Raw genomic sequence first — 26,442 nt, 5'->3', positions numbered from 1 at the left:
CTTATCAGCGCTTGGCCAAGCCGGAGGGGCGGTCGGCTGCCGCATCCCATTGGCCATCGGCAAACCAGGCATCGCCGTTCAGGTAGGCGCTCAGCATCGGCAGCCCATCCAGGCCCCAGAACAGCTTGTCGTCCAGCACCATGCTGGGCACGCCAAACACGCCGGCAGCCGCCGCCGCATCGGTATTGCTGCGCAAGGCCTGCTTGGCCGCCTGCTCGGCCGCATCACCATGGCGCAGCTGCTCGGCCAGGGTTAGCTCCAAGGCCTGCAGGCGCTGCGCATCCAGCGCATCGGCGCCACCCAGCCAGACATGGCGAAAGATGGCATCGGCCGTGAAGCGGTTGATGCAGCCGCCCTGGCCGGTGCGCAAGGCCAGGCGCAGCAAGGGCAAGGGGTTGAAGGGGTGCTGGGCGGGCATCTGCAGACCGCAGCCCAGGCTGTGGCCCAGCCAGCTGGCATGGCGGTAGGTCCATTCGCGCTTGCCGGCAATGCCGGCCGGGCCGGGGTTGGCATGCTGCTGCAGCAGCGCCCCCAGCAGGACGGGCCGGTAGCGCACATGCACACTATGGCCTTGCAGCGCCTGCGGCAGCGCATGGAAGGCCAGCCAGGCGTAGGGAGAGACAAAGTCCAGGTAGAAATCGATGCTTTTCATACCCGGCTCCTGTCAGACGGTCGGCACCAGCGGCCGGCCATTGGTGCCCAGGCCCGCACGGCCCAGCGCCTGCAGCCAGATCTGCTGGCGCTCGGCGGTATCGGCCTTGGACCAGGCGCGGATCTCGTCGATCGAGCGGTAGCAGCCGATGCAGTGGCTGCGGTCCGCATTCATCTTGCACAGCGACACACAGGGCGATGGCACGACATCGGCGTAACCGGCCGCAAAGGCACCGGTGACGCGCACCTGCTTGGTGCGGGCAGCCAGTGGCGCGGGCGATGCCACCGGCAACGCCACCGGCTTGTCCACTTGTTCTGTCATGCCGCCTCCTTGACTACATCGGCCACCGGCGCCCCGGTCAGCGCTTCCAGATCGGCCGGCGCCAGCGCAAACACGCCGTTCGGGTGGCCTGCGGCAGCCCAAATCTGTTCAAAGCGGAACAGCTCGCGGTCAATTAAGGTGACGGGCTTGGTCACATGGCCGACCGGCGAGACACCGCCAATCGCAAAGCCGGTGCGGGCTTTGACAAAATCCGCATCCGCGCGCCCTACCGGGCCGACCAGCGCCGCCACCTTGGTCTCGTCCACGCGGCAATCGCCCGAGGTGATGACCAGCACGCAGGCATCGTCGATCTTGCGGCGAAAAATAATGCTCTTGGCGATCTGGCCCAGCGCAATGCCCAGCGCATCTGCCGCCTCCTGGGCCGTGCGCGCTGAGACCTCCAGCATCTGCGGCCCATGCGGATGGCCCTTGTCCTGCAGCACCCTGGCTACCCGCTGCACCCCTTCGGGCAGGCTCAGCAACTCCGCTCCACACATGGTTTGACTCCTGATTACGCCATGATTGTGCCGACTTGCGCCTGCGGCTGCAGCACCCCGGGCATTCGTGCCCCCGCCTCGGCCCTTCAGCCCGCGCGCTTGTTGATCAGCGCCACGGCCACGCGCGAGTTGGGCTTGCGCTGCAAAAAGTCGCTGATGTAGATGCCCGCATCGACCAGCTTGTCCAGGTCAATGCCGGTCTCGATGCCCATGCCATGCAGCATGTAGACCAGGTCTTCGGTGGCGACATTGCCGGTCGCACCCTTGGCATAGGGGCAGCCGCCCAGGCCGGCGATGGAGGACTGGAAGTTCCAGATGCCCAGCTCCAGCGACGCCAAGGTATTGGGCAGCGCCTGGCCATAGGTGTCGTGGAAATGGCCGCTCACCTGATCGACGCTGAAATACTGCAGGGTCGCTTCCAGCGCCTTTTGCACCTTGATCGGTGTGCCCACGCCAATGGTGTCGGCCACGTCCACGCGCTCCACGCCAATACCCTTCATCAGCTCGGCCAGGTAGGCCACGCGCGAAGGCGCAATCTCCCCTTCGTAGGGGCAGCCGACGGTGCAGCTCATCGCGCCACGCACGGCAATGCCGGCGGCCTTGGCCGCTTCCACCACAGGGGCAAAGCGCTCGATGCTCTCGGCAATCGAGCAGTTGATATTGCGCTGGCTGAAGGCCTCGCTGGCCGCGCCAAACACCACGATCTCATCGGGCTGGGAGGCCACGGCCGCTTCATAGCCCTTCATGTTCGGGGTCAGCACCGAATAGCGCACACCGGCCTTGCGCGCCAGCCCCGCCATCACCTCGGCGTTGTCGCCCATCTGGGGCACCCACTTGGGGCTGACAAAGCTGGTCACCTCGATCTCGGTCAGGCCCGCATCCTGCAGGCGGTGGGTCAGCTCGATCTTGACAGCCGCCGGCACCGGCGATTTCTCGTTCTGCAGACCATCACGCGGGCCGACATCAATCAATTGGACACGTTGGGGGTAGCGGGCCATGGGGCGTCTCCTGGGGTATTTCTTAAAAACGGGGGGCGGAATCAGTATCCGCGATCGGCATAGACCATGCCGCCAGGCTTCTCTCCGGCGGCAAAGGCCCGGAGCTTGTGCAGGATCTGCTGCAAGGTCTCTTCGGGCAAGGTGCGGGCGGAGCTGTGGGGCGTGATGCGGATCTGCGGCTGCTGCCAGAACGGGTGCCCGGCGGGCAGCGGCTCGCTGCGGAACACATCCAGTGTGGCGCCGGCGACCTGGCCGCTGTCCAGCGCGGCCAGCAGGTCGGCATCGACCAGGTGTGCGCCGCGCGCCACGTTGATCACATAGGCGCCCGGCTGCAGCTGTGCCAGCAGGCCGGCGTCGATGATGTTCTCGGTCTGCGGGGTCAGCGGCAGCAGGTTGACGAGGATGCGCGTGGCCCGCAGGAAGGCCGGCAGCTGCGCGCTGCCTGCAAAGCAGTCCACACCAGCGATCTGCTTGGGCGAGCGGCTCCAGCCGCGCACCGGAAAATCAAACTGCGCCACCGCCCGGGCCACGCGCTCGCCCAGCACACCCAGGCCCATCACGCCGACGGGAAAGTCGCTGCGCAAGCGCAAGGGCTGCTGTGCCCAGACGCCAGCGCTTTGCTGGGCGCGGTACGGCGCCATGTCGCGGAAGTGGTCGATGACCGCATGGCAGACATACTCGGCCATCTGCACGGCCATGCCGGCGTCTTCCAGCCGCAGCACCGGCACGCCGGGCGGCAGCTGGCGCGCAAACAGCGCATCCACGCCTGCGCCCATGTTGAAGATCGCCTTGAGGCCCGCGCCTTGCTCGTCCAACAGCTGCTGCGGCGGCTTCCAGACCAGCGCGTAGTCGGCCTGGGCCATGCCCGGTGTCCAGCCGCTGGCGTCCGCCTGGGGAAGGTGCAGGCGAATGGCATCCAGCCAGGGCTGGAGCGCATCGCTGTCGGTGTAGACGAGAATTTTCATGGCCGGCATTTCAGCACAGAAAGCAGCGCAGCGCCGTCACAGACAGCGCAGAGGCGCATACGTCAGGACGCAGCGACCTGCAGCTTGAGCAGTTCGGCGCCTTCGCTCACCTGGTCACCGGGTGCAAACAGCAGCTCCAGCACCTCGCCATCGGCCGGGGCGGCAATCGTGTGCTCCATCTTCATCGCCTCCATCACCGCCAGCGGCTGGCCCTTGCTGACCTTGTCACCGGCCTTGACCGCAAACGATACGACCTTGCCCGGCATCGGGGCCGTCAGGCGCCCACCTTCGCTGCCGGCGTCACCGGCATGGGCCAGCGCATCGATGGCGGTGATCTCGGCCGCGCCACGTGGGGCAAACACATGCACCACCTCGCCCTGCTGCCAGGTCTGCACCTGGTCGCGCTGGCCGTTGAACTGCAGCTCCACCAGCTCGCCGTTGGCGCTGAACTGCAGCGGGCCGGTGGCATCGCCCACCGTCAGCACCAGGCCGCCCGCCTCGTAGCGCAGCGCCGCCTGCAGCTTGTCGCCGCCAAACTCAAAGTCAAAACGGCGCTCGGTCACGCCATGCGATTGCCAGCCGTCGCGGCGGCTGAAGGGGTCGTTGCTCTCGGTAGCGCGCTCCTGCAGCAGCTCGGCCACCACGGCAGCGGCCGCAGCGGTATCCAGGCCCAGGCCGCGCTGCTTGAAGAGCAGCGCCTCTTCGCGCTGGATCAGTGCCGTATCGAGCTTGGCCTGGCCAAACGAGGGCGTGGCCAGGATATGGCGCAGAAACTGCACATTGGTCTGCAGGCCGACGATGCGCACGGCCGCCAGCGCCGCATCCAGCCGTGCCAGCGCCTGGGCGCGGTCTGCGCCATGGACGATGAGCTTGGCGATCATGCTGTCGTAGAAGGGGCTGATGGCATCGCCTTCGCGCACGCCATCGTCAATGCGCACATCGCTGATCGCAAAACTGCTGCAGTCGGGCTTGCGGTAGACATGCAAGGTGCCGGTGGCGGGCAGGAAGTTGTTGTCCGGGTTCTCGGCGCAGATACGCGCCTCGATCGCGTGGCCGCTGATCTTCAGCTCGGCCTGCTGCTTGGGCAACGGCTGGCCGTTGGCCACCAGCAGCTGCCACTGCACCAGGTCCTCGCCGGTGATGGCCTCGGTCACCGGGTGCTCGACCTGCAGGCGCGTGTTCATTTCCATGAAGTAGAACTTCATCGCCTCGGGCTGGTCGTAGCCGCCGGGCTGCTCGACGATGAATTCCACCGTGCCCGCACCCACATAGCCCACGGCCTTGGCCGCTGCCACCGCGGCCTCGCCCATCTGCTGGCGCAGTGCGGCCGTCATGCCGGGTGCCGGTGCCTCTTCCAGCACCTTCTGGTGGCGGCGCTGCACCGAGCAGTCGCGCTCGAACAGGTAGACGCAGTTGCCCTGGCTGTCGCCAAACACCTGGATCTCGATATGGCGGGGGCGCAGCACGTATTTCTCGATCAGCACCGCATCATTGCTGAAGCTGTTGATGGCCTCGCGCTTGCAGGACTCCAGCGCGGCGGCAAAGTCCTCGCTCTTTTCGACCAGGCGCATGCCCTTGCCACCGCCGCCGGCGCTGGCCTTGATCAGCACCGGGTAGCCGATGCGGTCGGCCTCCGCGTGCAGCATGGCCGGGTCCTGGCCCGCGCCGTGGTAGCCAGGCACCAGCGGCACACCGGCCTTTTCCATCAGCTGCTTGGATTCGGCCTTCAGGCCCATCGCACGGATGGCGCTGGCAGGCGGGCCGATGAAGACCAGACCAGCGGCGGCGCAGGCGACGGCAAAGTCTTCGTTCTCGCTCAGAAAGCCGTAGCCAGGGTGGATGGCGTGGGCGCCGGTGGCCTTGGCGGCCTCGATGATGCGTTCCCAGCGCAGGTAGCTGTCCTTGGGGGCGCTGCCACCGATGTGCACGGACTCGTCGCAGGCGGCCACATGCTTGGCATGGGCGTCGGCGTCGGAGTAGACGGCCACGGTCTTGACGCCCATGCGGCGGGCGGTAGCGGCGACGCGGCAGGCAATCTCACCACGGTTGGCGATCAAAATTTTCGAGAACATAGAACAATCTCCTCAGTCTTCTTCCCTGACCCCGGCCCGCCTTTGCAAGCCCTGGGTCAATATCGTTGGTGATCCGCGCCCGTGGCGGCCAAGGCCACCGGCTCTTCATGGCCCAGCCACCGGCGAATCCGGCGCACCACGGCCCGCAAAAACTTCCACAGCACCCAGGTCATCACCCACATCAGCACCAGCACCACGGCCAGCGCCACCGCAAACACCAGCGGGTGGTTGATGGCCAGCCACACCGCACCGACCGACACCCCGTCTTCCAGCAGGCTGGCGCCCCAGTTGGAGAAAGGCTCCGGGCTGGTGTTGATGGCCGCGCGCGTCGTGGTCTTGGCCACCTGGCTGCTCAGCGCCAGGGTGCCGCCCATCAGGGCGGCCGCCGTGGCCATCGTTGCGTTGTCGGTGCCAAACACGCTGGCCGCCAAGGCCGCGCCCGCCGGCACACGCACGACGCTCTGCACCACATCCCAGACCGAATCCACGCCGGGAATCTTGTCGGCAAAAAACTCGACAAACAGCAGCGCGCCACTGATGACCAGGATCACCGGCTGCTGCAGCACCGTCAGCCCGCCGGGCAGGTGCAGCACGCCCGTCGCGCCCAGCATGCCCGTCACAAACACCACCGCGTAGAGCCGAAAGCCACTGGCCCAGCCCAGCGCGGCCGCCAGGGCCATCAGCTGGCCCCAGTCCCACTGCGCCATGGCCTGGCCCATCTGGCCGGCCACCTGGCCGACCTGGTCGGCCGCCTGCCCCACCGTTTGGGCGGTGTCCTTGTCCAGATGCAGGCCGATGCCGTGCAGCCAGTTGACGATGGTGTTCCAGATATCCATGGTGGGTGCTCCTCAGTGCCAGTCAGCAAACACGCTGTTTAAACGCGCTGTTTATAGCGCCAATGCCTGCTTGCTGTCTGCCATCCGAGGCCGCGTCATGCATACATCAGCTGCCCAGCCAGCTGGGTTTGCGTTTGTTCAAGAATGCCTGCACGCCTTCCTTGCCTTCGGCGCTGGCGCGGATATCGGCAATGCCGGCCACCGTCTCGGCGATCAGCGCCTCGTCCACCTCGCGGCCGGCCACATCCAGCACCAGCTTTTTGCAGGCCTGCACTGCGGCCGGGCTGGCACTCAGCAGGTGCTTGAGCAGGCCGTCAACAGCGCTGTCCAGCGCCTCGGCCTCCACCACCTGGTGCACAAAGCCGGTGCGCAACGCTTCGGCAGCGTCAAAGCGCTCACCGGTCAGAAAGTAGCGGTGCGCCGCACGCGGGCCCATCGCACGGATCACATAGGGGCTGATGGTCGCCGGGATCAGGCCGATCTTCACCTCGCTGAGGCAAAAACCGGCATGGCTGGCCGCCACCGCCATGTCGCAGCAGGCCACTAGGCCCATGCCACCGGCGTAGACATCGCCCTGCACCCGCGCAATCGTCGGCTTGGGGCAGGTGTAGATGACGCGCAGCATCTCGGCGAGCTTGCCGGCATCGACCAGGTTCTCCTCGCGGGTGTAGTCGGCCATCGCGCGCATCCAGTTCAGGTTGGCGCCGGCGCAAAAGGCCGGGCCTTCGGCGGCCAGCACCACGGCGCGGACCTGGTCCTGCGCACCCACCCAGGTAAAGGCGCGGGTGATGTCGGCAATCACCTCATCGCTGAAGGCATTGCGCACATCGGGCTGGGTCAGCGTGATGGTGGCCACCGGTCCAGCGGCTTCGACGGTCAGAAATGTGCTTTTCATGGAGTCCTCTCTGTCTCAGGGCATTACATGCGGAAAACGCCAAACTTGGTGTCTTCGATCGGTGCATTGCGCGTGGCGGCCAGGCCCAGCGCCAGCACGCGGCGGGTATCGGCCGGGTCGATGACGCCGTCATCCCACAGGCGAGCCGAGGCGTAGTAGGGGTGGCCCTGGTCCTCGTACTGCTGGCGGATGGGTGCCTTGAAGGCCTCTTCCTCCTCCGCCGTCCAGGCGCCGCCCCGGCCCTCGATGCCATCCCGCTTGACCGTGGCCAGCACGCTGGCCGCCTGCTCGCCGCCCATCACGCTGATGCGTGCGTTCGGCCACATCCACAGGAAGCGTGGGCTGTAGGCCCGGCCGCACATGCCGTAGTTGCCGGCGCCAAAACTGCCACCGATGATGATGGTGAACTTGGGCACGCTGGCCGTGGCCACCGCCGTCACCAGCTTGGCGCCGTGGCGGGCAATGCCCTCGTTCTCGTACTTGCGGCCCACCATGAAGCCGGTGATGTTCTGCAGGAAGACCAGCGGAATCTTGCGCTGGCAGCACAGCTCGATGAAGTGCGCGCCCTTGACGGCCGACTCGCTGAACAGAATGCCGTTGTTGGCGATGATGCCCACCTCCATGCCCTCGACCCGGGCAAAGCCGCAGACCAGGGTGGCGCCAAAGCGGGCCTTGAACTCGTCGAAATCGCTGCCATCGACAATGCGGGCGATGATTTCGCGCACGTCGAAAGGCTTGCGCGTATCGACGGGGATCACGCCATACAGCTCATCGGCTGGGTAGGCCGGTGCCTGCGGTGCCTTGTCAGCCGCATTGGGCTGCTTGGCCTTGTTCAGGTGGCTCACGGCCTTGCGGGCCAGCGCCAGCGCATGGGTGTCGTTGTCAGCCAGGTGGTCGGCCACACCGGACAGGCGGGTGTGCACATCGCCACCGCCCAGGTCTTCGGCGCTCACCACCTCGCCGGTTGCGGCCTTCACCAGCGGTGGGCCGCCCAAAAAGATCGTGCCCTGGTTCTTCACGATGATGGACTCATCGCTCATCGCCGGCACATAGGCGCCGCCGGCGGTGCAGGAGCCCATGACCACGGCGATCTGCGCAATGCCCTGGGCCGACATATTGGCCTGGTTGTAGAAGATGCGGCCGAAGTGCTCGCGGTCGGGGAAGACCTCGTCCTGGTTGGGCAGGTTGGCGCCGCCCGAATCGACCAGGTAAATGCAGGGCAGGCGGTTTTGCGCCGCCACTTCCTGTGCGCGCAAATGTTTTTTTACCGTCATCGGGTAGTAGGTACCACCTTTGACCGTGGCATCATTGCACACGATCATGCAGTCCACGCCACTGACCCGGCCCACGCCGGCGATCAAACCCGCACCCGGTGCATCGTTGTTGTACATGTTCAGCGCAGCCAGCGGCGCCAGCTCCAAAAAGGGCGTGCCAGGGTCCAGCAGCATCTGCACGCGGTCACGCGGCAGCAGTTTGCCCCGGCCCAGGTGCTTGGCACGTGCGGCTTCACCACCGCCCTGCGCCACCTTGGCAGACTGGGCCCGCAGGTCCTCCACTATGCTGCGCATGGCTTGCGCATTGGTCTGAAAATCTGCCGACCGGGCATTCAGCTGGGTTGCGAGTTTGCTCATGCTTGTCCTCTTCAATGTTCTAGCGTTCCGTTCAGAAACGCGTTTTCTTTAAAAATAGTCTGCTGCCAAACGAATCCGCACCATGCACACCGTCGAAACCGTCCTGCTCGTACTGATGATCGGTGCCGTCACCGGCATCATTGCGCGCTACATCCGGGCCATTCCGCTGCCCCTGATCCAGATCATGCTGGGCGCTGCGCTGTCCTGGCCGCAAAAAGGCCTGCATATCGATTTCGACCCCGGCCTGTTCATGCTGCTGTTCATTCCGCCGCTGCTGTTTGCCGACGGTTGGCGCATTCCCAAGCGCGAGTTCTTTGCGCTGTACCGCCCTATTCTGCGGCTGGCCTTCGGCCTGGTGCTGTTTACCGTGATTGGCCTGGGCTACCTGATCCACTGGATGATTCCGGAGATCCCGCTGACCGTCGCCTTTGCACTGGCCGCCGTGATATCGCCCACCGATGCGGTGGCCGTCTCGGCCATCACGCGCAACCTGGGCATGCCGGCCCACACCATGCATGTGCTCGAAGGCGAGTCGCTGCTCAATGATGCATCGGGCCTGGTGGCGCTGAAATTTGCCATCGCCGCCACCTTGACCGGCCTGTTCTCCTGGACCCAGGTCACGCAGGAGTTTCTGTGGATCGCACTGGGCGGCCTGGGCGTGGGCGCTGCGGTGGGCTGGGGCTTTAGCTACCTGCGCGATACCGTCACCCGCCGCCTGGGCGATGTGGCCGCCACCCAGATGGTGCTGCTGCTGGTGCTGCTGCCCTTTGCAGCCTACCTGCTGGGCGAAAAGATTGGCGTCTCCGGCATTCTGGCGGCCGTGGCCGCCGGCGTGGCCACCAATTTTGGCGACCTGAACCGCGCCGACTACATCTCCGAGCGCATGCAGACCGCCGGCACCTGGGCCATGGTCGAATCGGCCTTCAATGGCGCAATCTTCCTGCTGCTGGGCTTGCAGCTGCCCTCGATCATTGGCGTGACCTTGCGCGATGCCGGCCATGACTGGTGGATTCTGGTGGGCTATGTGGCCATCATCTCGATCGCGCTGCTGGCGCTGCGCTGGATCTGGCTGATGCTGGGCGTCAGCCGCAGCCTGCACAAGGCCCACCAGACCGGCAAGCTGGTCAAAAAGCCCGATCTCTGGCTGAACCTGGCCACGACCCTGGCGGGCATCCGTGGTGCGGTCACCTTGGCTGGTGCGCTGTCCGTGCCGCTGCTGCTGAACAACGGCCAGCCGTTTCCGGCACGCGACATGCTGATCTTTCTGGCCACCGGCACCATCTTGTTCACCCTGGTGATCGGCAGCATCGGCCTGCCGCTGGTGCTGCGCCGCGTGCAGGCGGTGAGCGAGCCCGAATCGGTGCGCGAAGAGCGCCAGGCGCGCATTGCAGCCTGCCGCGCGGCGATCAACAGCCTGGCGATGAGCGACGACGATGCCGCCCAGCAGCCCACCGAATGGCAGGCCCAGCAGCATGAAATCGAAGGCCGGATTGCGCGCGAGTACCGCAACCGTATCGACCTGCTCGACGAAGAGCGCACGCCCGAAACCGCCGAGGTGCAGGACCTGGCCACGCCCGACGCCGTGCAGGAGCGGCGCCTGCGCTATGTGGCCGAGCTGGAGATGCGGCTCAACTGCATCAAGGTCGAGCGCCACACCATCTACGCCGAGCGGCACAACAACCGCATCAACGACGAATCGCTGCGCAGCCTGGTCCAGGAGCTGGACCTGAGCGAGATCACCTTGCGCAAGCGCCTGGAAGTGGCCCGCCGCGCCGCCGCCAAGCAAGCTGCCAAGCTGGAAGGGCATTGATCGTTCAGGCGGGTGCTGCATGGCGGCGCTCTGCCGGTCTCAGGCGGTCTTGCTCACATCCAGCTTCAGCGATTCGATCATCGCCTCGCGGATCTTGAACTTCTGGATCTTGCCGGTCACCGTCATCGGGAAGGCCTCGACAAACTCGATATAGCGCGGCACCTTGTAATGGGCCACCCGGCCCTTGCAGTAGCTGCGCAGTGCCTCGGCATCCAGGCTTTGGCCGGCCTTGACGATGACCCAGGCACAGAGCTCCTCGCCAAAGCGGCTGTCGGGCACGCCCACCACCTGCACATCCTGCACCTGGGGGTGGGTGTAGAGAAACTCCTCGATCTCGCGCGGGTAGATGTTCTCGCCGCCCCGGATCACCATGTCCTTGATGCGGCCGACGATGTTCACATAGCCTTCGGCATCCATCGTGGCCAGGTCGCCGGTGTGCATCCAGCCATCGCCATCGATGGCCTCGCGCGTCTTGGCCTCGTCGCCCCAGTAGCCATGCATGACCGAGTAGCCGCGCGTGCAGAGCTCACCGGATTGGCCGGGGGCCACGGTCTCGCCGGTCTCGGGGCTGACGATCTTGACCTCCAGGTGCGGATGCACCTTGCCGACGGTGGACACGCGCTTGTCCAGCGGCGTGTCGGTAGAGCTTTGGCAGCTGACCGGGCTGGTCTCGGTCATGCCGTAGGCGATGGTGATCTCGGACAGATGCATCTGGCTGACCACGCGCTTCATCACCTCGATCGGGCAGGGCGAGCCGGCCATGATGCCGGTGCGCAGGCTCGACAGGTCGAACTCGGCAAAACGCGGGTGGTCCAGCTCGGCGATGAACATCGTGGGCACGCCATGCAGGCCGGTGCAGCGCTCGGCCTGCACCGTCTCCAGCACGGTCAGCGCATCAAAGCCATCATTGGGGTAGACCATGGCCGCACCATGCGTCATGCAGGCCATATTGCCCAGCACCATTCCAAAGCAGTGGTAGAGCGGCACGGGGATGCAAAGCCGGTCTTCTTCGGTCAGGCGCATCGCCTCGCCAATGAAATAGCCGTTGTTGACGATATTGCGGTGGGTCAGCGTGGCGCCCTTGGGAAAGCCGGTGGTGCCACTGGTGAACTGGATATTGATCGGGTCGTAAGGCGTCAAGGTGGCGCCGATCTGCGCGACCTGCGGGTCGGCTGCCTCACCGCTGGCGATAAAGCGCGAGAAGCGCTGCATGCCCGGCTGCTCCTGGCCCTGGCCTGCGACATCGATCCAGACCACCAGGCGCAGATCGGGCAGGGCCTCGATCTGCAGCGCAGCGCTGGCTTGGGTTTCCAGCTCAGGCGCCAGCGTGCGCACCATGCCCAGGTAGTCGCTGGTCTTGAAGCGCTCCATCACGAACAGCGCCTTGCACTGCACCTTGTTCAGCGCATAGGCCAGCTCGGAGGTGCGGTAGGCCGGGTTGATGTTGACCAGGATGATGCCCACATGGGCGGTGGCCAGCTGCAGCAGCACCCATTCCACATTATTGTGCGACCAGATGCCGACCCGGTCGCCCTTGGCAATGCCGGCGCGCAGCAAGGCGCTGGCCAGTTGCTGCGATTGCTCCAGCAGCTGCTGGTAGCTCAGGCGCAGGCCCTGGTGGCGGCTGATGAGCGCATCACGCGCGCCAAAGCGGGCGGCCGTCTCGCTCAGTTGCTGGCCGATGGTCTTGTTCAGCAGGCGCGGCTCGCTGGCGCCCCGTGCATAGCTGCTGGTCAATCTGGTCTCGCTCATGGTGTCTCCTGTCCGCCGCGCCAGCCGTCTGGTTGGCGGCCCTTTTCCTATCTATTCAGGATACGCGAGCGTGCCGCGCAAATGATGGCAGGATGGTTGCAAATGTCGCCAGTACAATGGCCCTGCTTGGCGCTATTTAAACCCCACCCTCCATGCCCAAACCCCTGCCCTCCTCCGCCGTCGTGCACCACCCCGCAGTCACGCCCATGGCCTTTGTCCGGGCGATCGCCCGTGCCTACCAGCACCGGGGGCTGAGTGCGGATCGTGCGCTGCAATTGGCGCAAATCGATCCCTTGGCGGTCGAAAAAGATGGCCCCGGCATCACCGCCTTGCAGTTCGAGACCCTCTCCGATGCGGCCATGCAGGAGCTGGACGACGAGGCCCTGGGCTGGTTCAGCCGCCGCCTGCCCTGGGGCAGCTATGGCATGCTGGCGCGCGCCTCGCTCACCAGCCCCAACCTGGGGGTGGCACTCAAGCGCTGGTGTCGCCACCACGGCCTGCTCACCGATGACCTGGCGCTCAGCCTGCAGGTGCAGGGCGAGACGGCCACGGTCGAGATCATTGAGCACACCGGCCTGGGCGAGCTGCGCGAGTTCTGCCTAGTGTCCATGCTGCGCAATATGCATGGGCTGTCGAGCTGGTTTGTCGATTCGTCGCTGCCGCTGTTCAAGGTGAGTTTTCCGTTCGAGGCGCCAGCCCATGCCGATGTCTATGCGCTGCTCTTCCCCGGCGATGTGCAGTTTGGCGCGCCGGTCACCCGCATGCAGTTTGATGCGCGCTACCTGGCCTTGCCGATTGCCCGCGATGAGGCGGCCTTGCAGCGCATGCTGCAGCGCGCGCTGCCACTGACCGTACGCCCCTACCGGCGCGACCGGCTGATGGTGCAGCGCGTGCGCCAGCTGCTGGCGGCCGACCCCTCGGCCATGCACAGCGCCGACAGCCTCTCGGCCAAGCTGCACCTGTCGCTGCGCACCCTGCACCGCCAGCTCAAGGACGAGGGCGCATCGCTGCAGGCCTTGAAGGACGAGGTGCGGCGCGAACGCTCGCTGACCCTGCTGCACCGCAGCAACCGGCCCATCAAGCAGATCGCGCAGCTGGCCGGCTTCAGCAACGACAAGAGCTTTATCCGCGCCTTCCGCACCTGGATGGGCATGTCCCCGGCCGAGTACCGCAAGAGCACCCGCCCGCCGGCCTGAGGCGCAGCGGATGTCGGCCTGAGGCCGGCCCGATTTGCAACCTGCCTGACACCTGCAGGGCAGCCGCGCGCGTCCATTCATGCCAAGATGGCGGCACAACATCGGATGGAGACTTGCTGTGATCGAGCTGTACCACTGTGTGAGCGCGCGCTCGTTCCGCGCGCTATGGATGCTGGAAGAGCTGGGCCTGCCCTACCGGCTGCAGATGCTGCCCTTTCCGCCCCGCGCACTGGCCAAGCACTATCTGGCACTCAACCCGCTGGGCACCGTGCCGCTGCTGATCGATGGCGACACGCGCATGACCGAGTCCGCCGCCATCTGCCAGTACCTGGCCAGCCGCGACCCCGCCCAGCGCCTGGACGTACAGCCCAGCGACGCCGCCTACGGCAGCTACCTGAACTGGCTGCACATGTCCGATGCGACCCTGACCTTTCCGCAGACCCTGGTGCTGCGCTACCACTTTTTTGAGCCGGCCGTGCGGCGCCAGCCCCAGGTGGCCGAAGACTATGAGCGCTGGTTTCTGGGCCGGCTGCGCGCGCTGGAGACCGCCGCCCAGGCCATGCCGGCCGACCAACCCTACCTCTGCGCGGGCCGCTTCACGGCCGCCGATGTGGCCGTTGGCTATGCGCTGATGCTGTCGGACTACCTGGGCATGTCCTCGCAATGGGGGCCGGCCACCCAGCACTACTGGATGCACCTGCAGCAGCGTGCCGCCTTCCTGCGCAGCCTGGAGGCTGAAAAACAGGCCGCGCTGGACCAGCAGATCGACCCCATTCCGTCGCCGTTGATCCGGCCCTGACCTTGCCTGGAAGCCCCTCGACATGATCGCCATCACCGACCAGACCACCATTGGCCAGGCACTGCAGGCCGCCATTGCGCGCTACCCCGAGCACAGCCTGCTGGCGGTGCCGGCCAACCCCAAGCGCAGTTATTTGCCCGAGGGCTGCGAGTTCAGCTACACACAGGCCGGCGCCCATATTGCGCGGCTGCAGGCGAGCTACCAGGCGGCCGGCTATGGCGTGGGCCACCGTGTGGGCTTGTTTCTGGAAAGCCGGCCCGAGCACCTCTGGCACAAGCTCGCAATGAACAGCCTGGGCATCTGCTGTGTGCCCATCAACCCCGACTACAAGCGCCGCGAGCTGAACTACCTGATCGACCATGCGCAGCTGGACCTGGTCGTCTGCCTGCCCGAGCGGCTGGAGGCGCTGCAGCAGTCCTTGCAGGACACGCGCAACCAGCCGGCCCTTGTCTGTACCGATCCGCAAGATGGCAGCGCCATCACGCTGCCACCGGCGCGCTCGCAGCCCTCGGGCAGCCTGAGCGCCGACACGCCGGCGAGCATCCTCTACACCTCGGGCACCACCGGCCAGCCCAAGGGCTGTGTGCTGTCGCATGCCTATGAGCTGGCCGCTGGCAAGTGGTATGCGTCCCACCCCGGCCATGTGTCGATCCAGGAAGGCCGCGAGCGCCTGTTCAACCCGCTGCCGCTGTTCCATGTCAACGCCTCGATCCTGTCGTTCTACTGCATGCTGCTGAGCGGCGGCTGCCAGATCCAGACCGACCGCTTTCAGCCCAGCCGCTGGTGGGAAGAGGTGGCCCGCAGCCGTGCCACCATCGTCCACTACCTGGGCGTGATCATTCCGCTGCTGCTCAAGCAGCCGCCGTCCGACTGGGAAAAACAGCACTGCGTGCGCTTTGGCTATGGCGCCGGGGTGGAGCCGCAGCTGCATGCCGCTTTCGAGCAGCGCTTTGGCTTTCCGCTGATCGAGCTTTGGGGTATGACCGAGGTGGTGCGCACCCTCTCCGACCATGGCCACGACCGCCAGGTGGGCACACGCTCCTTCGGCCGGGGTGCACCGGGGCTGGAGGTGCGGGTGGCCGATGAGAGCGGCCAGCCAGTGCCGCCCGGCACGCCTGGCGAGATGCTGGTGCGCCACTCGGCCGAGACCCCGCGCAAGCATTTTTTCAGCGAATACCTGGACAACCCCGAGGCCACCGCCAAGGCCTGGGAGGGCGGCTGGTTCCACACCGGCGATGTCGTGGTGCAGGACCCCGATGGCCTGCTGCACTTCATGGACCGGCGCAAGAACATCATCCGCCGCTCTGGCGAGAACATTGCGGCCGCCGAGGTAGAGGCCGTGCTGCTGTCCCACCCCAAGGTGCACCAGGTGGCCGTGCTGGCCGCGCCCGATGACATCCGTGAAGAAGAGGTGCTGGCCAGCATCGTGCTGAGCGAAGGTGTGGCGCCCGGCACTGCCATCTGCCAGGAGCTCTTTGCGTTCTGCCAGCAGGAGATGGCCTATTACAAAGTGCCAGGCTGGTGGTGGTTTACCAATGAGATCCCCACCACCGGCACCCAGAAGATCCAGAAGCACCGGATCTTGGCGGCGGGCCAGGATGTGCGCAGCCTGCCCCAGGTGCTGGACATGCGGGCGCATAAAAAGCGCTGACAGCGCCGGGCCCGCTGCTGCGGTGCAGGGCGGGCCGGGAGTCTAGCCTGCGCGGCGCAGCAGGTCTGCGCCCTTTTCGCCAATCATCATCGTGGCCGCGCAGGTGTTGGCCGAGGTGATCTCGGGCATCACCGAGGCATCGATCACCCGCAGCCCCTCAAGGCCGTGCACGCGCAGCTGGGAATCAACAACGGCACCGGCCTCGGGCCTGGGCCCCATGCGCGCCGTGCCGTTGAGGTGGTAGGACGACACACCATAGCGGTAGATAAAGTCCAGAATCTCGTCATCGGACTGCACCTGCGGCCCGGGCATGACCTCGTCCACCCGGTAGGGCGCCAGCGCCTGGCTCTGCAGCAAGGCCCGGGCCTGGCGCACACCACGAATGAGGGTCTGGCGGTCGCCCTCTTCCGCCAGATAGCGCGGCTGCACCACTGGATCGGCCAGTGGGTCGGCTGACGCCAGTTGCACCGTGCCCATGCTTTGCGGCCGGTGCTGCCAGACGCCACAGGTCATACCCGGAAACACATCGAGCTGGCCCACATAGCCTTCGCGGTAGCTGGCTGGGGAGAACACGCCTTGCAGATCGGGCCGCTCCAGCCCCGGCTGCGAGGCCGCGAACCAGTGCACCACCGAGGGGCTGAGCTGCAAAATATTGGGCTTGCCGCGCAGCCATTGCCAGGCCTGGCCCCAGAGGCGTGGCACACGCGCCAGTTCGTTGATCGTGGTGGCGTTCTTTACCGAGGCGACCAGCCGCACCGAGAAATGGTCCTTGAGGTGCTGGCCCACACCGGGCAGGTGCACCTGGGTGGCAATGCCCAAAGCACGCAGCTGCTCGCCATCGCCAATGCCCGACAGCTGCAGCAGCTTCGGTGTATTGATGGCGCCGGCGCTGACGACCACCTCGCGCCGCGCCATCACCTGGCGCCGCACGCCGTCCTGCAGGTACTCCACACCACTGGCGCGGCCGCCCTCGACCAGAATGCGCAGTGCCTGCGCGTGGGTCCGCACATCCAGGTTGCCGCGCCGAACAGCCGGGCGCAGAAAGCAGCCTGCCGTGCTCATGCGCCAGCCCTTGTAGATGCTGCGCTGGAAATAGCCCACGCCCTGCTGGTAGGCGCCGTTGTAGTCCGGGTTGCGCGCCAGTCCCTGCTCGGCGGCGCCGTCCAGAAAGGCCTCGCAAATCGGGTGCGGCCAGTGCGGCAGGCTGACCTTGAGCGGGCCGTTGTGGCCGCGCAGTGCCGGATCGCCGCCATCGACAAAATGCTCGCTGCGCTGGAAATACGGCAGCACCTCGTCATAGGACCAACCGGCATTGCCCTGCGCCGCCCAGCCGTCGAAATCCTCGCGCTGGCCCCGGTTGTAGACCAGGCCATTGATGGAGGTGGAGCCGCCCAAGGTCTTGCCCTGGGGCAGCGGAATGCGCCGGCCGCCGGTGCGCTCGGTCGGCTCGGAGCTGAACTGCCAGGCCACCGCCGGGTTGAAGATCACCTTGATGAAACCGGCCGGCAGCTTGAGGTAGGGCCGGTGGTCGGGCGGGCCGGCCTCAAGCACGCAGATGCGCAGCGCCGGGTCCTCGCCCAAACGGGCGGCGACGATGGCCCCGGCCGCGCCGCTGCCGACCACCACATAGTCAAAACTGTCAGCTGCCGGCGCGCTCATGCATGGGCTCCCAGGTACGCGGCACGCACCTTGGGGTCGCGCCGCAAATCGGCAGCGGCGCCCTGCAAGGTGAAGTGGCCGGTCTCCAGCACATAGGCGCGGTCGGCCACCGCCAGCGCTTGGTTGGCCATCTGCTCGACCAGCAAGATGGTCACCCCCTGCGCCTTGAGCTGGCGCACGATCGCAAAGATCTCCTTGACGATCAGCGGCGCCAGGCCCAGCGAGGGCTCATCAAGCAGCAGCAGCTTGGGCCGCGACATCAGCGCACGCGCAATGGCCAGCATCTGCTGCTCGCCGCCCGACATGGTGCCGGCCATCTGCGCACGGCGCTCCCGCAGCCGGGGGAAGGTGTTGAACTGCTGCTCCACATCGGCAGCAATCGCGGCGGCGCCATCCTTGCGGTGGTAGGCGCCCAGCAGCAGGTTGTCATGCACGCTCTGGTCGGCAAACACCTGGCGGCCTTCGGGCGACTGGGCAATGCCAAAGGGCACGCGCAGGTGGCCGGGCATGCGGGTGATGTCCTGGCCCAGAAACTCGATGCGGCCCGCTGCTGTGGGCTCCAGGCCCGAGATGGCTTTCATCAAGGTGCTCTTGCCCGCGCCATTGCCACCGATGATGGTGACCACCTCACCGGCATGCACCTGCAGCGACACCCCTTTGAGCGCCTGCACGGCACCGTAGTGCAGCTCCAGCGCCTCGACACGCAGCAATGGTGTTTGCTCAGGCATGGGTGCCTCCGTTCATCGCTTCGTCCTCGGTTTCATCGTCGCTGCCCAGGTAGGCGGCAATCACGCGCGGATTGCTTTGCACCTGCTGGGGCGTGCCTTCGGCAATCTTCTGGCCGTAGTCGAGCACGATCACGTGGTCGGACACGGCCATCACCAGGTCCATGTGGTGCTCGATCAGCAGCACGGTGATGCCCAGATCGCGGATGCGCGCAATCACCTGGATCAGCTCCTGCGTCTCCTGCGGGTTGAGGCCGGCGGCCGGCTCATCGAGCAGCAGCAAACGCGGGTGGGTGGCCAGCGCGCGCGCCAGCTCCAGCCGGCGCTGCAGCCCATAAGGCAGGCTGCCTGCGGTATGCAGCGCCTTGTCGCGCAGCTGCAGGCGGTCGAGGATCTGCAAGGCTTCATCACGCGCAGCCAGCTCGGCGCGCCGGGCCTTGCCCACCCCTATCAGGCTGGCAAAGAAGCCCGCCTGGATATGCGCATGCAAGCCGACCTTGACGTTGTCGAGCACCGTCATGTCGCTGAACAGCCGCAGGTTCTGGAAGGTACGGCCCAGGCCCATGCGGGCGATCCGGTTGGGTGAGACACCCACAATGCTCTGCCCCGCAAACTGGATGGAGCCGCGCTCGGGCACCACAATGCCCGAGAGGATGTTAAGCAAGGTGGTCTTGCCCGCGCCATTGGGCCCGATCAGCGAATGCACATGGCCGGGCTTGATGCAGAGATCCACCTCATTGGTGGGCACCACGCCACCATAGGCCTTGTAGATGCCGCGACCGTCCAGCAAGCCTTCGGCACCGGTGCTGGCCAGCGGCGCGGCCGATTTGAGCTGCCAGGCCGGCAGATCCTGCGGCAGCTGCGGCGTGGGCAGCAGGCCCGGTGCGTATTTGCGCGCCAAGCTGCGCAAGGTGCCTGCCAGGCCATTGGGCATGGCATACAGCGCAAACAGCAACAGCGCACCATAGGTGAAATGCTGCACGCCCGGCCAGCGCGACAGCAGCGAATCGAGCAAGGTCAGCACCACCGCACCCAGCAGTGGCCCGTAGACGGAGTTACCGCCAAACAGCACCACCAGCAGGAAGAACACCGACAGGTTGAAGGTGATGAAGTCGGAGTTGATGTACTGGTTCTGCTGCGTGATCAGCGCGCCGGCAATGCCGCAGGTAAAGGCGCTGATGACAAAGGCCAGCACCTTGAACTTGTAGACGCTGACGCCCACGCTCTCGGCCGCCACCTCGGCGGTGTTGACGGCCATGAAGGCGCGGCCAAAGCGCCCCGCCAGCAGGTGGCGGAACATGATATGCAGCACCACGCACAGGGCCAGCACAAACCAGACCCAGTGCGAGGACGCAAACATCTGGTCGCCCAGCTTCAAGGGCACCACGCCATAGATGCCCTGCTGGCCGGCAAACACATCCTGCCATTCCGAGACCACCTTCTCGACGACAATGCCAAAGCCAATGGTCACCATCGCCAGCGCCGGGCCCTTGACCCGCAGCGCCGGCAGTGCAATCACCACGCCAAACAGGCCGGCCAGCACGCCGGCCATTGCAAACGCGGCCCAGGGGTTCCAGCCCCAGCGGGTGGTGAGCAGGGCCACCGCATAGGCGCCCACCGCAAACAGGCCGGCATGGCCCAGCGATTTCTGGCCGGTGTAGTTCACCAGCACATTCAGGCCCGAGGCAGCGATGTAGTTCACCCCGATCAGAAAGACGATGCGCAGGTAGAAGTCGTTGCTGGTCATCAGCGGGATGGCGGCCACCAGCGCCGCCACCAGGGCCAGCCAGCCGTAGTGCTTGATCTCGCTGTTCATCAGACTTTCTCCACGATCTTCTGGCCCAGCAGGCCCTGGGGCCGCACCACCAGCACCACGATGATCAGCAAGAAGATGCTGATCTCGCGCATCTCCGCCTGCCACAGGCCCACCAACGCTTCAATCAGGCCCAGCACAAAGCCGCCCAGCATGCAGCCGCGTGGGCTGGTCAGCCCACCCAGAATCGCGGACGAGAAGGCCTTGAGCGCCAGGCTCATGCCCATGAAGACCGATGCCGTGGTGATGGGCGCAATCAGCAAACCGGCCAGGCCCGCCAGGCTGGAACTGATGACAAAGGCCAGCACGACGATGGCCGTCACATTGATGCCCATCAAGGTAGCGGCGCTGCCGCTTTGCGCCACGGCGCGCACGGCCTTGCCGATGCGGGTGTGGCGCATCACATAATCGAGCGCCAACAACACAGCCACGCTGCAGACCAGTACCAGCACCTCTTGCGGCAACACACCGGCATTGCCGATGCGCAGCACCTCGCTGCCCAGCGGCGAGGGCATCACCAGCGGCGCAGGGCCCCAGATGGCCAGCGCCGTGTTCTGGATGATGATGCCAAAGCCGATGGTGCTCATCACCCAGGCCATGCCGCCGCGCCCCACAAAGGGCCGCACGGCCGCGTAGTACAGCAGCAGGCCCAGCAGCGCCAGAACGGCCATCGTGCCCAGCAGGCTGAGCACATAGCGCCACAGGCTGACATCGGCGGGCACCAGGCTGTCGGTGATGTTCTTGCCGGCGAGCAGCAGCAGCACCGACACCGCGACAAACGCGCCCGCGACCAGGAACTCGCCCTGGCCAAAATTCAAGGTCTTGGTGGTGTTGAAGGTGATGTTGAAGCCCACCGCCACCAAGGCATAAATACTTCCCAAGGCCAGCCCGCTAAAGACCGCCTGCAGTATCGAATCCAGCATACGCACCCCAGACACATTGCCGCTAAAAAAACCAGGCCTGCGGACCGCATGGGGCGGGCGCAGGCCTGACGAGTCGATGCCTTACTTCTTCAGATCCGCGGGCGTCAGCGACTTGTAGACGCTGTCTTCAAAGCGCACCACATCGCTGCCCTTCCAGCGGGCGAGGTAGAAGTCGCTCACGCTCAGGCCTTCATGGTTGGTCTTGCTGAAGGGCTTGTCATAGGTCTTGATCACGCCCTCGGTGCTGTTCAGGTTTTCCAGCGCAGCGGCGACCTTCTCGCCATCGGTGCTGTTGGCCTGCTTCATCGCAGCGGCCAGCAGCATCACCGAGTCATAGGCCTGGGCGGCGCAGGGGAAGGTGGTCAGGGTCGGGAAGTTCACGCGCACGCGCTGGCCCAGGGCCTTGGTCTTGGCGGAGGTGTCTTCGGTCGTCGAGGCGGCCATGATCAGGTGCTCGGCCAGCTTGGTGCCCGCCATCTTGGGCAGCAGCGAGCTCAGATTGCCCCAGGTGCCCAGGGTCGTGGGCATGTAGTTGATCTTCTCCATGCTGCGCAGCACCTGGGCGGCGCCATCGGCAATGCCGTAGATGATCACGGTGTCCGCACCCGCCGCCTTGATCTTGTTGAGCTGCGAGGTCATGTCCGTGTCCTTGGGACCGTACTTTTCGACCGCCACGGGTTTGACGCCGTGCAGCGCCAGAATCTCGGTCGCATCCTTGATGCCGCCCTGGCCGTAGCCGGTGGAGTCCGCCAGGATGGCGATCTTCTTGTCCTTCGAGGCCTTGACGGCATAGGCGCCCAGCAAGGCGACCTGCTCGCGGTCCACCATCGAGATGCGGTAAAGGTAGTTCTGCGGCTCTTTGGCGTAGCGCGTGGTGATTTCGGTGGCGGTACCGATAGGCACGATCACCGGCACCTTCTTTTGCTGCGGAATATGCAGCCAGGCCAGCGCATTGCCGGAGTTGGCCGGGCCGACGATGCCGCTGACCTTTTCGCTGTCGATCAGCTCCTGCACGGTCTGGATGGCCTTGGGCGGTGTGCCCTGGTCGTCACGGATGACGCCCACCAGCTTGCGGCCCATGATGCCGCCCGCCTTGTTGATGTCCTCGATAGCGGCTTCAAAACCCCAACGGCCGGAAATGCCCAGCTCGGCCACGCCGCTGGCCGATTGGTCGGCGGTGTAGCCGATCTTGATGTCCTGGGCCTGTGCCGAAAAGGCAAAAGCGCTGGTAACCAACGCCGCAGCCTGCGTCAAACGATAGACGACCTTGTACATGTTTGTCTCCTTGCTTTGTTGTCAAAATCTCTTGCTGAACCTCTCTCGCACGCACGAGGCCCTTGTCTTCTTCAATATAGCGGCGGATGCCGCAAACGCTCTTCTGGGTTTCTCCTAGGTAAGATTTCGTAACTACAACCCCTTAGTCGCGATGCGCAGCAAGCAGCAGATCGGCGGCCTTTTCGGCCACCATCATCGTCGGCGCACCGGTGTTGCCCGAGGGCATGGCCGGCATCACCGAGGCATCGGCCACCCGCAACCCGGCCATGCCATGCACGCGCAGTTGGGGGTCGACTACGGACTGGCCATCGCCGGCCGCTCCCATGCGGCAGGTACCCATGAAATGCCAGGCCGTACTGCCGCGCTCGCGGGCAAACTGCAGCAGTTCCTCGTCCGATTGCAACTGGGCGGACGGCGCCTCGTCACTGGCCACATAGGGCGCCAAGGCGGCGCTGTGCAGCAGGCGCCGGGCCTGGCGCAGGCCCTCCACCACCAGGCGCTGGTCGGCCTCATGGTGCAGGTAGTGCGGCTGGATCACCGGGCTGTCCCAGGCATGGGCCGAGGCCAGGCGCACATGGCCCTTGCTTTGGGGACGCAGCTGGTAAAAGCCCAAGGTCATGCCAGGAAAGTCATCGAGCTGGCCGGCAATGCCGGAGGCATAGCTGCCGGGGGAGAAATGGAACTGAAAATCTGCCCGCCCACCGGCCGTTTGCGCCGATGAGAACGCATAAGCCACCGAAGGGCTGATGGCCAGAATGCTGGGCTTGTTCGCCATCCAGCGCGCCACCTGGCCCCAGAGCCGCCAGCCCCGGGCGGTGGTGTTCAAGGTCGGCGCGTTCTGCACCCGCACGATGGAGCGCAGCATCATATGGTCTTGCAGGCCCTGGCCCACACCCGGCAGGTGCTGCTGTACGGCAATGCCCAGGCCCTGCAAACGCTGTGCATCGCCCAGGCCGGACAGGTTGAGCAGCTTGGGCGAGTTGATGGCACCGGCCGCCACCACCACCTCGCGGCCGGCCTGCAGGCGCCGCAGCGGGCCGCCGGGCTCGGCCGCGTATTCCACACCGGTAACACGCGTGCCCTCCACCACCAGGCGGCTGACCTGGGCGCGGGTGACCACGCGCAGATTGGCGCGCCCCTTGGCCGGACGCAAAAAGGCCTTGGCGGCACTGACCCGCCAGCCCCGGTGGATCCAGCGCTGGTAATAGCCAGCGCCCTCTTGCTTGCCCGCGTTGTAGTCCTTGCCCGAGGGAATGCCCTGGCTGGCGGCACCGGCGATAAAGGCATCGCACAGCGGGTGGCGCCAGTCACAGTCGGTGATCGGCAATTCGCCTTCCAGCCCCCGGTAGTTCACATCGCAGATGGCCAGGCGCCGCTCCGAGCGCTTGAAGTACGGCAGCACCTCGTCATAGGACCAGCCGGTGGCGCCCTGCGCCGCCCAGTCATCGTAGTCCTGGGCCTGGCCGCGCACATAGTTGAAACCGTTGACGGCGCTGGAGCCGCCCAGGGTGCGGCCCAGCTGCGCGACCACCTGGCGGCCCATGGTGGCGGCATCGGGCGCGGTCTTGAAGGGCCAGGTGTAGCGCGGGTTGTAGCCGACCTTGATAAAGCCGGCGGGGATATGGATGTAGGGGTGGTGATCGGCTGGGCCGGCCTCCAGCAGACAGACCTGGAAGCGGCCCGATTCACTCAGGCGGTTGGCAAGGATGCAGCCGGCCATGCCGGCACCGACAATGATGAAGTCAAACGCTGCATCCCACTCATGCACAGGCCCCATAACAACTCCAGGTGGCAACCAGACGAAAAGTCTAGGTGCAGCCTGGCATCAGGCCTGTCGCTTCAGTGTCCGCCTCTTTGCAAGGAGGTGGCCAGGTTTGCTCAGGCGGCCAGGGCCGATGCGCGGGCCACGCGCTGGGGCAGATCGGCCATGTGTTCAAAGAACTGGCTGGCACCGGCTGCGACCAGATCGGCCTGCGAGCAGACCGCATGCGCTGGCGGGTGGTAGGCCCACACGGTAGCGCCGGCCGCCACACCCGCCTGGGTGCCGGTCACGCTGTCTTCAATCACCAGGCAGCGCTGTGGATCAGCGCCCAGCGCGGCAGCGGCAGCCAGGTAGACATCCGGGAAAGGCTTGGTGCGTGGCATCTCATGGCCGCTGAAAATGCGCCCTTCAAAATAGGGCAGCAAGCCGGCAATGCGCAGCTGCATCACGATCTTCTTGCGGTCCGCACCCGAGGCGCAGGCAATCTGCCCTTTGAACTGGGCATGCAAGGCCTGGATGGCCTCCACCGCGCCTTCGATGGCTTTGACATCCTGCTCCAGCGCTACATTGCGGCGCTCATAGAACTCTTCCATCCAGGCATCGGTCAGCGGCTTGCCGGTGTTGGCCTCGATCAAGTCCTTTTGACTGCGCACCATCTTGCCGATGAACAGCTGCAGGCAATCCTCGGACGACAGCACCCAGCCCGCCTCGTTGAGCATCGTGCACAGCACCCGGTTGGTGATGACTTCGCTGTCCACCAACACACCATCGCAATCAAACAGCATGGCCTCAAAGCCTGCATTGGGGTTCATTTTAGGGTCCTAGAAAAATGGCAGGTGGTGATCAGAATTGCTCACCATCCAGATAAAACCAGCGGCCTTGCTCCTGTACAAAGCGGCTGCGCTCATGCAGGCGCACCGCCCTGCCTTGCAGCTTGTAGCGGGCGACAAATTCGACCTCTGCATGGCTGTCATCCACCGGATCAAAGGCTTTCACCTGCAAGCCCAGCCAGCGGCACTGGGGCTCAAAATCCAGCTGCGACGGGCGGGTAGAGGAATGCCAGGTGGCCAACAGATAGGCACGCTCTTCCAGCACAAAGGCGCTGTAACGCGACCGCATCAGGTGCACAGCGTCCGGTGCCGGCGCCCCTTCAAAATCGGCAATGAAGCGGCCGCAGCAGGCGCTGTAGGCGGAACCGGATTCACAAGGGCAGGTGGGCTGCGAAGGCGATTGGGGTTTCTTCGCCATGGCTTAGCGCAGCGCTCCAAAGACCTTGCGCACGGCAGCATTGGCGCTGCCCAGCGGGTTCTGGCGAATCGCGCGCTCCTGTTCGCCAATCACAGCGTACAAACCATCTAGGGTCTTGCCGGTCACATACTGGTTCAGGTCCAGCGCATCGCTGGACACACCAAAGCTCGATGCCTTGCCCACCAGCTGGTTGTACTGCTGCACGACACCCACCTGGCCCGTCGCCTGGGTCACCACCGGCAAAAAGCGCTGCGTCAAAGGCTGGCGTGTTTTTTCCATGAAGAAGGTGGTCACCGAATGCTCGCCGCCGCTCAGGATCCGCTTGGCATCGTCCAGCGTCATGCGCTGCACGGCATCCAGCAGCACATCCTTGCCCATAGGCACTGCCAGCTCAGCCGCTCGGTTGATGCCCTGCTCCACCTCATCCACATAGCGGCCCTGGCCAAAGCGGCGCATCATCTTGGCCGCCTCGCCCATATAGCCAGGCAGCGGAATGCGCAGCTGGGGGTTGTTGAAAAAGCCCCCGTTCTGGCCCAACTGGGACACTGCCACCTGCGCACCCTGGGTCAGCGCAGCCTTGATGCCCTGGCTCGCATCGGCATGGGTCAGATCGGCGAGCGAGAGCGCGAAAGCCGGAGATACCGCACCGGCACCGCCCAGCAGCGCCAATAGATGCAGCAGACGGCGGCGCTGCGCTTGGCGCAGACAGCTTTGCTCTGTCATGGCAGTCCTTGAAACACAAACAGCTATTGTGCCAAACACCGCCATCCAGCCGTGCACCAAGGTGCTTGCCTGCTCGCGCTGAAGTGCAAAAGAGGGTCAGCCGGAGGCAGGGTCCGGCTGCGAGATAGCGCGGCGCAAAAGAAAAACCCCTCTACTCGGTAGTAGCAGAGGGGTTGATCAGTATAAAAGCCTGACGATGACCTACTTTCACACGGGAATCCGCACTATCATCGGCGCGA

Annotated in this window: 23 protein-coding genes; 4 read left to right on the top strand and 19 right to left on the bottom strand. The window is 65.5% G+C overall.

Annotated elements, in window-relative coordinates; translation table 11 throughout:
* Positions 1-4: 4 nt before the first annotated feature.
* From LPW39_RS00150 to LPW39_RS00110, 9 genes are all read right to left on the bottom strand, one after another.
* Complete coding sequence (locus LPW39_RS00150; RefSeq protein ID WP_230770401.1) at positions 5-652, bottom strand: DsbA family protein; 648 nt, start codon at positions 650-652, stop codon at positions 5-7.
* Between the two features lie 12 nt (positions 653-664).
* Positions 665-973: a DUF1289 domain-containing protein gene (locus LPW39_RS00145; protein WP_230770399.1), complete on the bottom strand. Its 309-nt coding sequence runs from the start codon at positions 971-973 to the stop codon at positions 665-667.
* The gene (locus LPW39_RS00140; RefSeq protein ID WP_230770398.1) at positions 970-1,470 is read right to left on the bottom strand and encodes a YbaK/EbsC family protein; all 501 of its coding nucleotides are present in this window, start codon (positions 1,468-1,470) and stop codon (positions 970-972) included. The genes LPW39_RS00145 and LPW39_RS00140 overlap by 4 nt, the downstream gene beginning before the upstream one ends.
* Before the next feature lie 86 nt (positions 1,471-1,556).
* Positions 1,557-2,468: a hydroxymethylglutaryl-CoA lyase gene (locus LPW39_RS00135; protein WP_230770397.1), complete on the bottom strand. Its 912-nt coding sequence runs from the start codon at positions 2,466-2,468 to the stop codon at positions 1,557-1,559.
* 41 nt (positions 2,469-2,509) lie between these two features.
* The gene (locus tag LPW39_RS00130; RefSeq protein WP_230770396.1) at positions 2,510-3,433 is read right to left on the bottom strand and encodes a 2-hydroxyacid dehydrogenase; all 924 of its coding nucleotides are present in this window, start codon (positions 3,431-3,433) and stop codon (positions 2,510-2,512) included.
* A gap of 62 nt (positions 3,434-3,495) precedes the next feature.
* Complete coding sequence (locus tag LPW39_RS00125) at positions 3,496-5,505, bottom strand: acetyl-CoA carboxylase biotin carboxylase subunit (protein WP_230770395.1); 2,010 nt, start codon at positions 5,503-5,505, stop codon at positions 3,496-3,498.
* A 56-nt stretch (positions 5,506-5,561) separates the two neighbouring features.
* Entirely contained in the window at positions 5,562-6,341 is a 780-nt protein-coding gene (locus tag LPW39_RS00120; protein WP_230770394.1) for a DUF4126 domain-containing protein, read from the bottom strand.
* A 106-nt stretch (positions 6,342-6,447) separates the two neighbouring features.
* Positions 6,448-7,236, bottom strand: a complete 789-nt coding sequence (locus tag LPW39_RS00115; RefSeq protein WP_230770393.1) for an enoyl-CoA hydratase/isomerase family protein — start codon at positions 7,234-7,236, stop codon at positions 6,448-6,450.
* 23 nt (positions 7,237-7,259) lie between these two features.
* Positions 7,260-8,867 carry a carboxyl transferase domain-containing protein gene (locus LPW39_RS00110; RefSeq protein ID WP_230770391.1) on the bottom strand — a complete coding sequence of 536 codons (1,608 nt, stop codon included), beginning with the start codon at positions 8,865-8,867 and terminating at the stop codon, positions 7,260-7,262.
* A gap of 82 nt (positions 8,868-8,949) precedes the next feature.
* Between LPW39_RS00110 and LPW39_RS00105 the strand changes: the two genes are divergently transcribed.
* A complete protein-coding gene (locus LPW39_RS00105) occupies positions 8,950-10,677 on the top strand; it encodes a Na+/H+ antiporter (RefSeq protein ID WP_230770390.1) in 1,728 nt (575 codons plus the stop codon).
* A gap of 39 nt (positions 10,678-10,716) precedes the next feature.
* On the opposite strand, the gene LPW39_RS00100 is transcribed toward LPW39_RS00105, so the two are convergent.
* Complete coding sequence (locus tag LPW39_RS00100) at positions 10,717-12,429, bottom strand: AMP-binding protein (protein ID WP_230770388.1); 1,713 nt, start codon at positions 12,427-12,429, stop codon at positions 10,717-10,719.
* Positions 12,430-12,581: 152 nt separating this feature from the next.
* Here LPW39_RS00100 and LPW39_RS00095 point away from each other — a divergent pair, with 152 nt between their 5' ends.
* The 3 genes from LPW39_RS00095 (at position 12,582) to LPW39_RS00085 (ending at position 16,075) form a co-directional block, all read left to right on the top strand.
* A complete protein-coding gene (locus LPW39_RS00095) occupies positions 12,582-13,625 on the top strand; it encodes an AraC family transcriptional regulator (protein ID WP_230770387.1) in 1,044 nt (347 codons plus the stop codon).
* Between the two features lie 118 nt (positions 13,626-13,743).
* The gene (locus LPW39_RS00090; RefSeq protein ID WP_230770386.1) at positions 13,744-14,424 is read left to right on the top strand and encodes a glutathione S-transferase family protein; all 681 of its coding nucleotides are present in this window, start codon (positions 13,744-13,746) and stop codon (positions 14,422-14,424) included.
* A gap of 22 nt (positions 14,425-14,446) precedes the next feature.
* Positions 14,447-16,075 (top strand): AMP-binding protein, encoded by a 1,629-nt coding sequence (locus LPW39_RS00085; RefSeq protein ID WP_230770385.1) that lies wholly within the window; start codon positions 14,447-14,449, stop codon positions 16,073-16,075.
* 42 nt (positions 16,076-16,117) lie between these two features.
* Here LPW39_RS00085 and LPW39_RS00080 read toward each other — a convergent pair whose 3' ends face one another.
* The 9 genes from LPW39_RS00080 to LPW39_RS00040 all read right to left on the bottom strand — a co-directional run bounded on the left by LPW39_RS00080 (position 16,118) and on the right by LPW39_RS00040 (position 26,203).
* Positions 16,118-17,734: a GMC family oxidoreductase gene (locus tag LPW39_RS00080; protein ID WP_230770384.1), complete on the bottom strand. Its 1,617-nt coding sequence runs from the start codon at positions 17,732-17,734 to the stop codon at positions 16,118-16,120.
* Positions 17,731-18,462, bottom strand: a complete 732-nt coding sequence (locus LPW39_RS00075) for an ABC transporter ATP-binding protein (protein WP_043338144.1) — start codon at positions 18,460-18,462, stop codon at positions 17,731-17,733. Before LPW39_RS00075 ends, LPW39_RS00080 begins: the two co-directional genes overlap by 4 nt.
* Positions 18,455-20,275, bottom strand: coding sequence for a branched-chain amino acid ABC transporter ATP-binding protein/permease (locus LPW39_RS00070; RefSeq protein ID WP_230770383.1), 1,821 nt, complete (start codon positions 20,273-20,275; stop codon positions 18,455-18,457). Before LPW39_RS00070 ends, LPW39_RS00075 begins: the two co-directional genes overlap by 8 nt.
* Positions 20,275-21,195: a branched-chain amino acid ABC transporter permease gene (locus LPW39_RS00065; protein WP_133857013.1), complete on the bottom strand. Its 921-nt coding sequence runs from the start codon at positions 21,193-21,195 to the stop codon at positions 20,275-20,277. Before LPW39_RS00065 ends, LPW39_RS00070 begins: the two co-directional genes overlap by 1 nt.
* An 81-nt stretch (positions 21,196-21,276) precedes the next feature.
* A complete protein-coding gene (locus LPW39_RS00060; protein WP_133857014.1) occupies positions 21,277-22,470 on the bottom strand; it encodes an ABC transporter substrate-binding protein in 1,194 nt (397 codons plus the stop codon).
* 142 nt (positions 22,471-22,612) lie between these two features.
* Complete coding sequence (locus tag LPW39_RS00055) at positions 22,613-24,247, bottom strand: GMC family oxidoreductase (protein WP_230770382.1); 1,635 nt, start codon at positions 24,245-24,247, stop codon at positions 22,613-22,615.
* A gap of 101 nt (positions 24,248-24,348) precedes the next feature.
* Positions 24,349-25,044: an HAD family hydrolase gene (locus LPW39_RS00050; protein ID WP_230770381.1), complete on the bottom strand. Its 696-nt coding sequence runs from the start codon at positions 25,042-25,044 to the stop codon at positions 24,349-24,351.
* Positions 25,045-25,075: 31 nt separating this feature from the next.
* Positions 25,076-25,480 (bottom strand): YchJ family protein, encoded by a 405-nt coding sequence (locus LPW39_RS00045; RefSeq protein WP_230770380.1) that lies wholly within the window; start codon positions 25,478-25,480, stop codon positions 25,076-25,078.
* Between the two features lie 3 nt (positions 25,481-25,483).
* On the bottom strand, positions 25,484-26,203 hold the full coding sequence (locus LPW39_RS00040) for a DUF4197 domain-containing protein (RefSeq protein ID WP_230770379.1): 720 nt from the start codon (positions 26,201-26,203) through the stop codon (positions 25,484-25,486).
* Between the last annotated feature and the right edge of the window lie 239 nt (positions 26,204-26,442).

This window comes from Comamonas koreensis, assembly GCF_021026195.1.
In the GTDB taxonomy this organism is placed as follows: Bacteria; Pseudomonadota; Gammaproteobacteria; order Burkholderiales; family Burkholderiaceae_C; genus Comamonas; species Comamonas koreensis.
The sequence above is the reverse complement of the archived record's forward strand: the minus strand, read 5'-3'. Positions and strand labels throughout refer to the sequence as shown.

Coding starts and splice junctions, on each gene's coding strand:
- LPW39_RS00045 (WP_230770380.1), bottom strand. CDS start 25,480: ATGGCGAAGAAACCCCAATCGCCTTCGCAGCCCACCTGCCCTTGTGAA.
- LPW39_RS00070 (WP_230770383.1), bottom strand. CDS start 20,275: ATGAACAGCGAGATCAAGCACTACGGCTGGCTGGCCCTGGTGGCGGCG.
- LPW39_RS00115 (WP_230770393.1), bottom strand. CDS start 7,236: ATGAAAAGCACATTTCTGACCGTCGAAGCCGCTGGACCGGTGGCCACC.
- LPW39_RS00140 (WP_230770398.1), bottom strand. CDS start 1,470: ATGTGTGGAGCGGAGTTGCTGAGCCTGCCCGAAGGGGTGCAGCGGGTA.
- LPW39_RS00060 (WP_133857014.1), bottom strand. CDS start 22,470: ATGTACAAGGTCGTCTATCGTTTGACGCAGGCTGCGGCGTTGGTTACC.
- LPW39_RS00105 (WP_230770390.1), top strand. CDS start 8,950: ATGCACACCGTCGAAACCGTCCTGCTCGTACTGATGATCGGTGCCGTC.
- LPW39_RS00080 (WP_230770384.1), bottom strand. CDS start 17,734: ATGAGCGCGCCGGCAGCTGACAGTTTTGACTATGTGGTGGTCGGCAGC.
- LPW39_RS00040 (WP_230770379.1), bottom strand. CDS start 26,203: ATGACAGAGCAAAGCTGTCTGCGCCAAGCGCAGCGCCGCCGTCTGCTG.
- LPW39_RS00125 (WP_230770395.1), bottom strand. CDS start 5,505: ATGTTCTCGAAAATTTTGATCGCCAACCGTGGTGAGATTGCCTGCCGC.
- LPW39_RS00085 (WP_230770385.1), top strand. CDS start 14,447: ATGATCGCCATCACCGACCAGACCACCATTGGCCAGGCACTGCAGGCC.
- LPW39_RS00145 (WP_230770399.1), bottom strand. CDS start 973: ATGACAGAACAAGTGGACAAGCCGGTGGCGTTGCCGGTGGCATCGCCC.
- LPW39_RS00150 (WP_230770401.1), bottom strand. CDS start 652: ATGAAAAGCATCGATTTCTACCTGGACTTTGTCTCTCCCTACGCCTGG.
- LPW39_RS00135 (WP_230770397.1), bottom strand. CDS start 2,468: ATGGCCCGCTACCCCCAACGTGTCCAATTGATTGATGTCGGCCCGCGT.
- LPW39_RS00075 (WP_043338144.1), bottom strand. CDS start 18,462: ATGCCTGAGCAAACACCATTGCTGCGTGTCGAGGCGCTGGAGCTGCAC.
- LPW39_RS00055 (WP_230770382.1), bottom strand. CDS start 24,247: ATGGGGCCTGTGCATGAGTGGGATGCAGCGTTTGACTTCATCATTGTC.
- LPW39_RS00050 (WP_230770381.1), bottom strand. CDS start 25,044: ATGAACCCCAATGCAGGCTTTGAGGCCATGCTGTTTGATTGCGATGGT.
- LPW39_RS00130 (WP_230770396.1), bottom strand. CDS start 3,433: ATGAAAATTCTCGTCTACACCGACAGCGATGCGCTCCAGCCCTGGCTG.
- LPW39_RS00065 (WP_133857013.1), bottom strand. CDS start 21,195: ATGCTGGATTCGATACTGCAGGCGGTCTTTAGCGGGCTGGCCTTGGGA.
- LPW39_RS00100 (WP_230770388.1), bottom strand. CDS start 12,429: ATGAGCGAGACCAGATTGACCAGCAGCTATGCACGGGGCGCCAGCGAG.
- LPW39_RS00120 (WP_230770394.1), bottom strand. CDS start 6,341: ATGGATATCTGGAACACCATCGTCAACTGGCTGCACGGCATCGGCCTG.
- LPW39_RS00110 (WP_230770391.1), bottom strand. CDS start 8,867: ATGAGCAAACTCGCAACCCAGCTGAATGCCCGGTCGGCAGATTTTCAG.
- LPW39_RS00095 (WP_230770387.1), top strand. CDS start 12,582: ATGCCCAAACCCCTGCCCTCCTCCGCCGTCGTGCACCACCCCGCAGTC.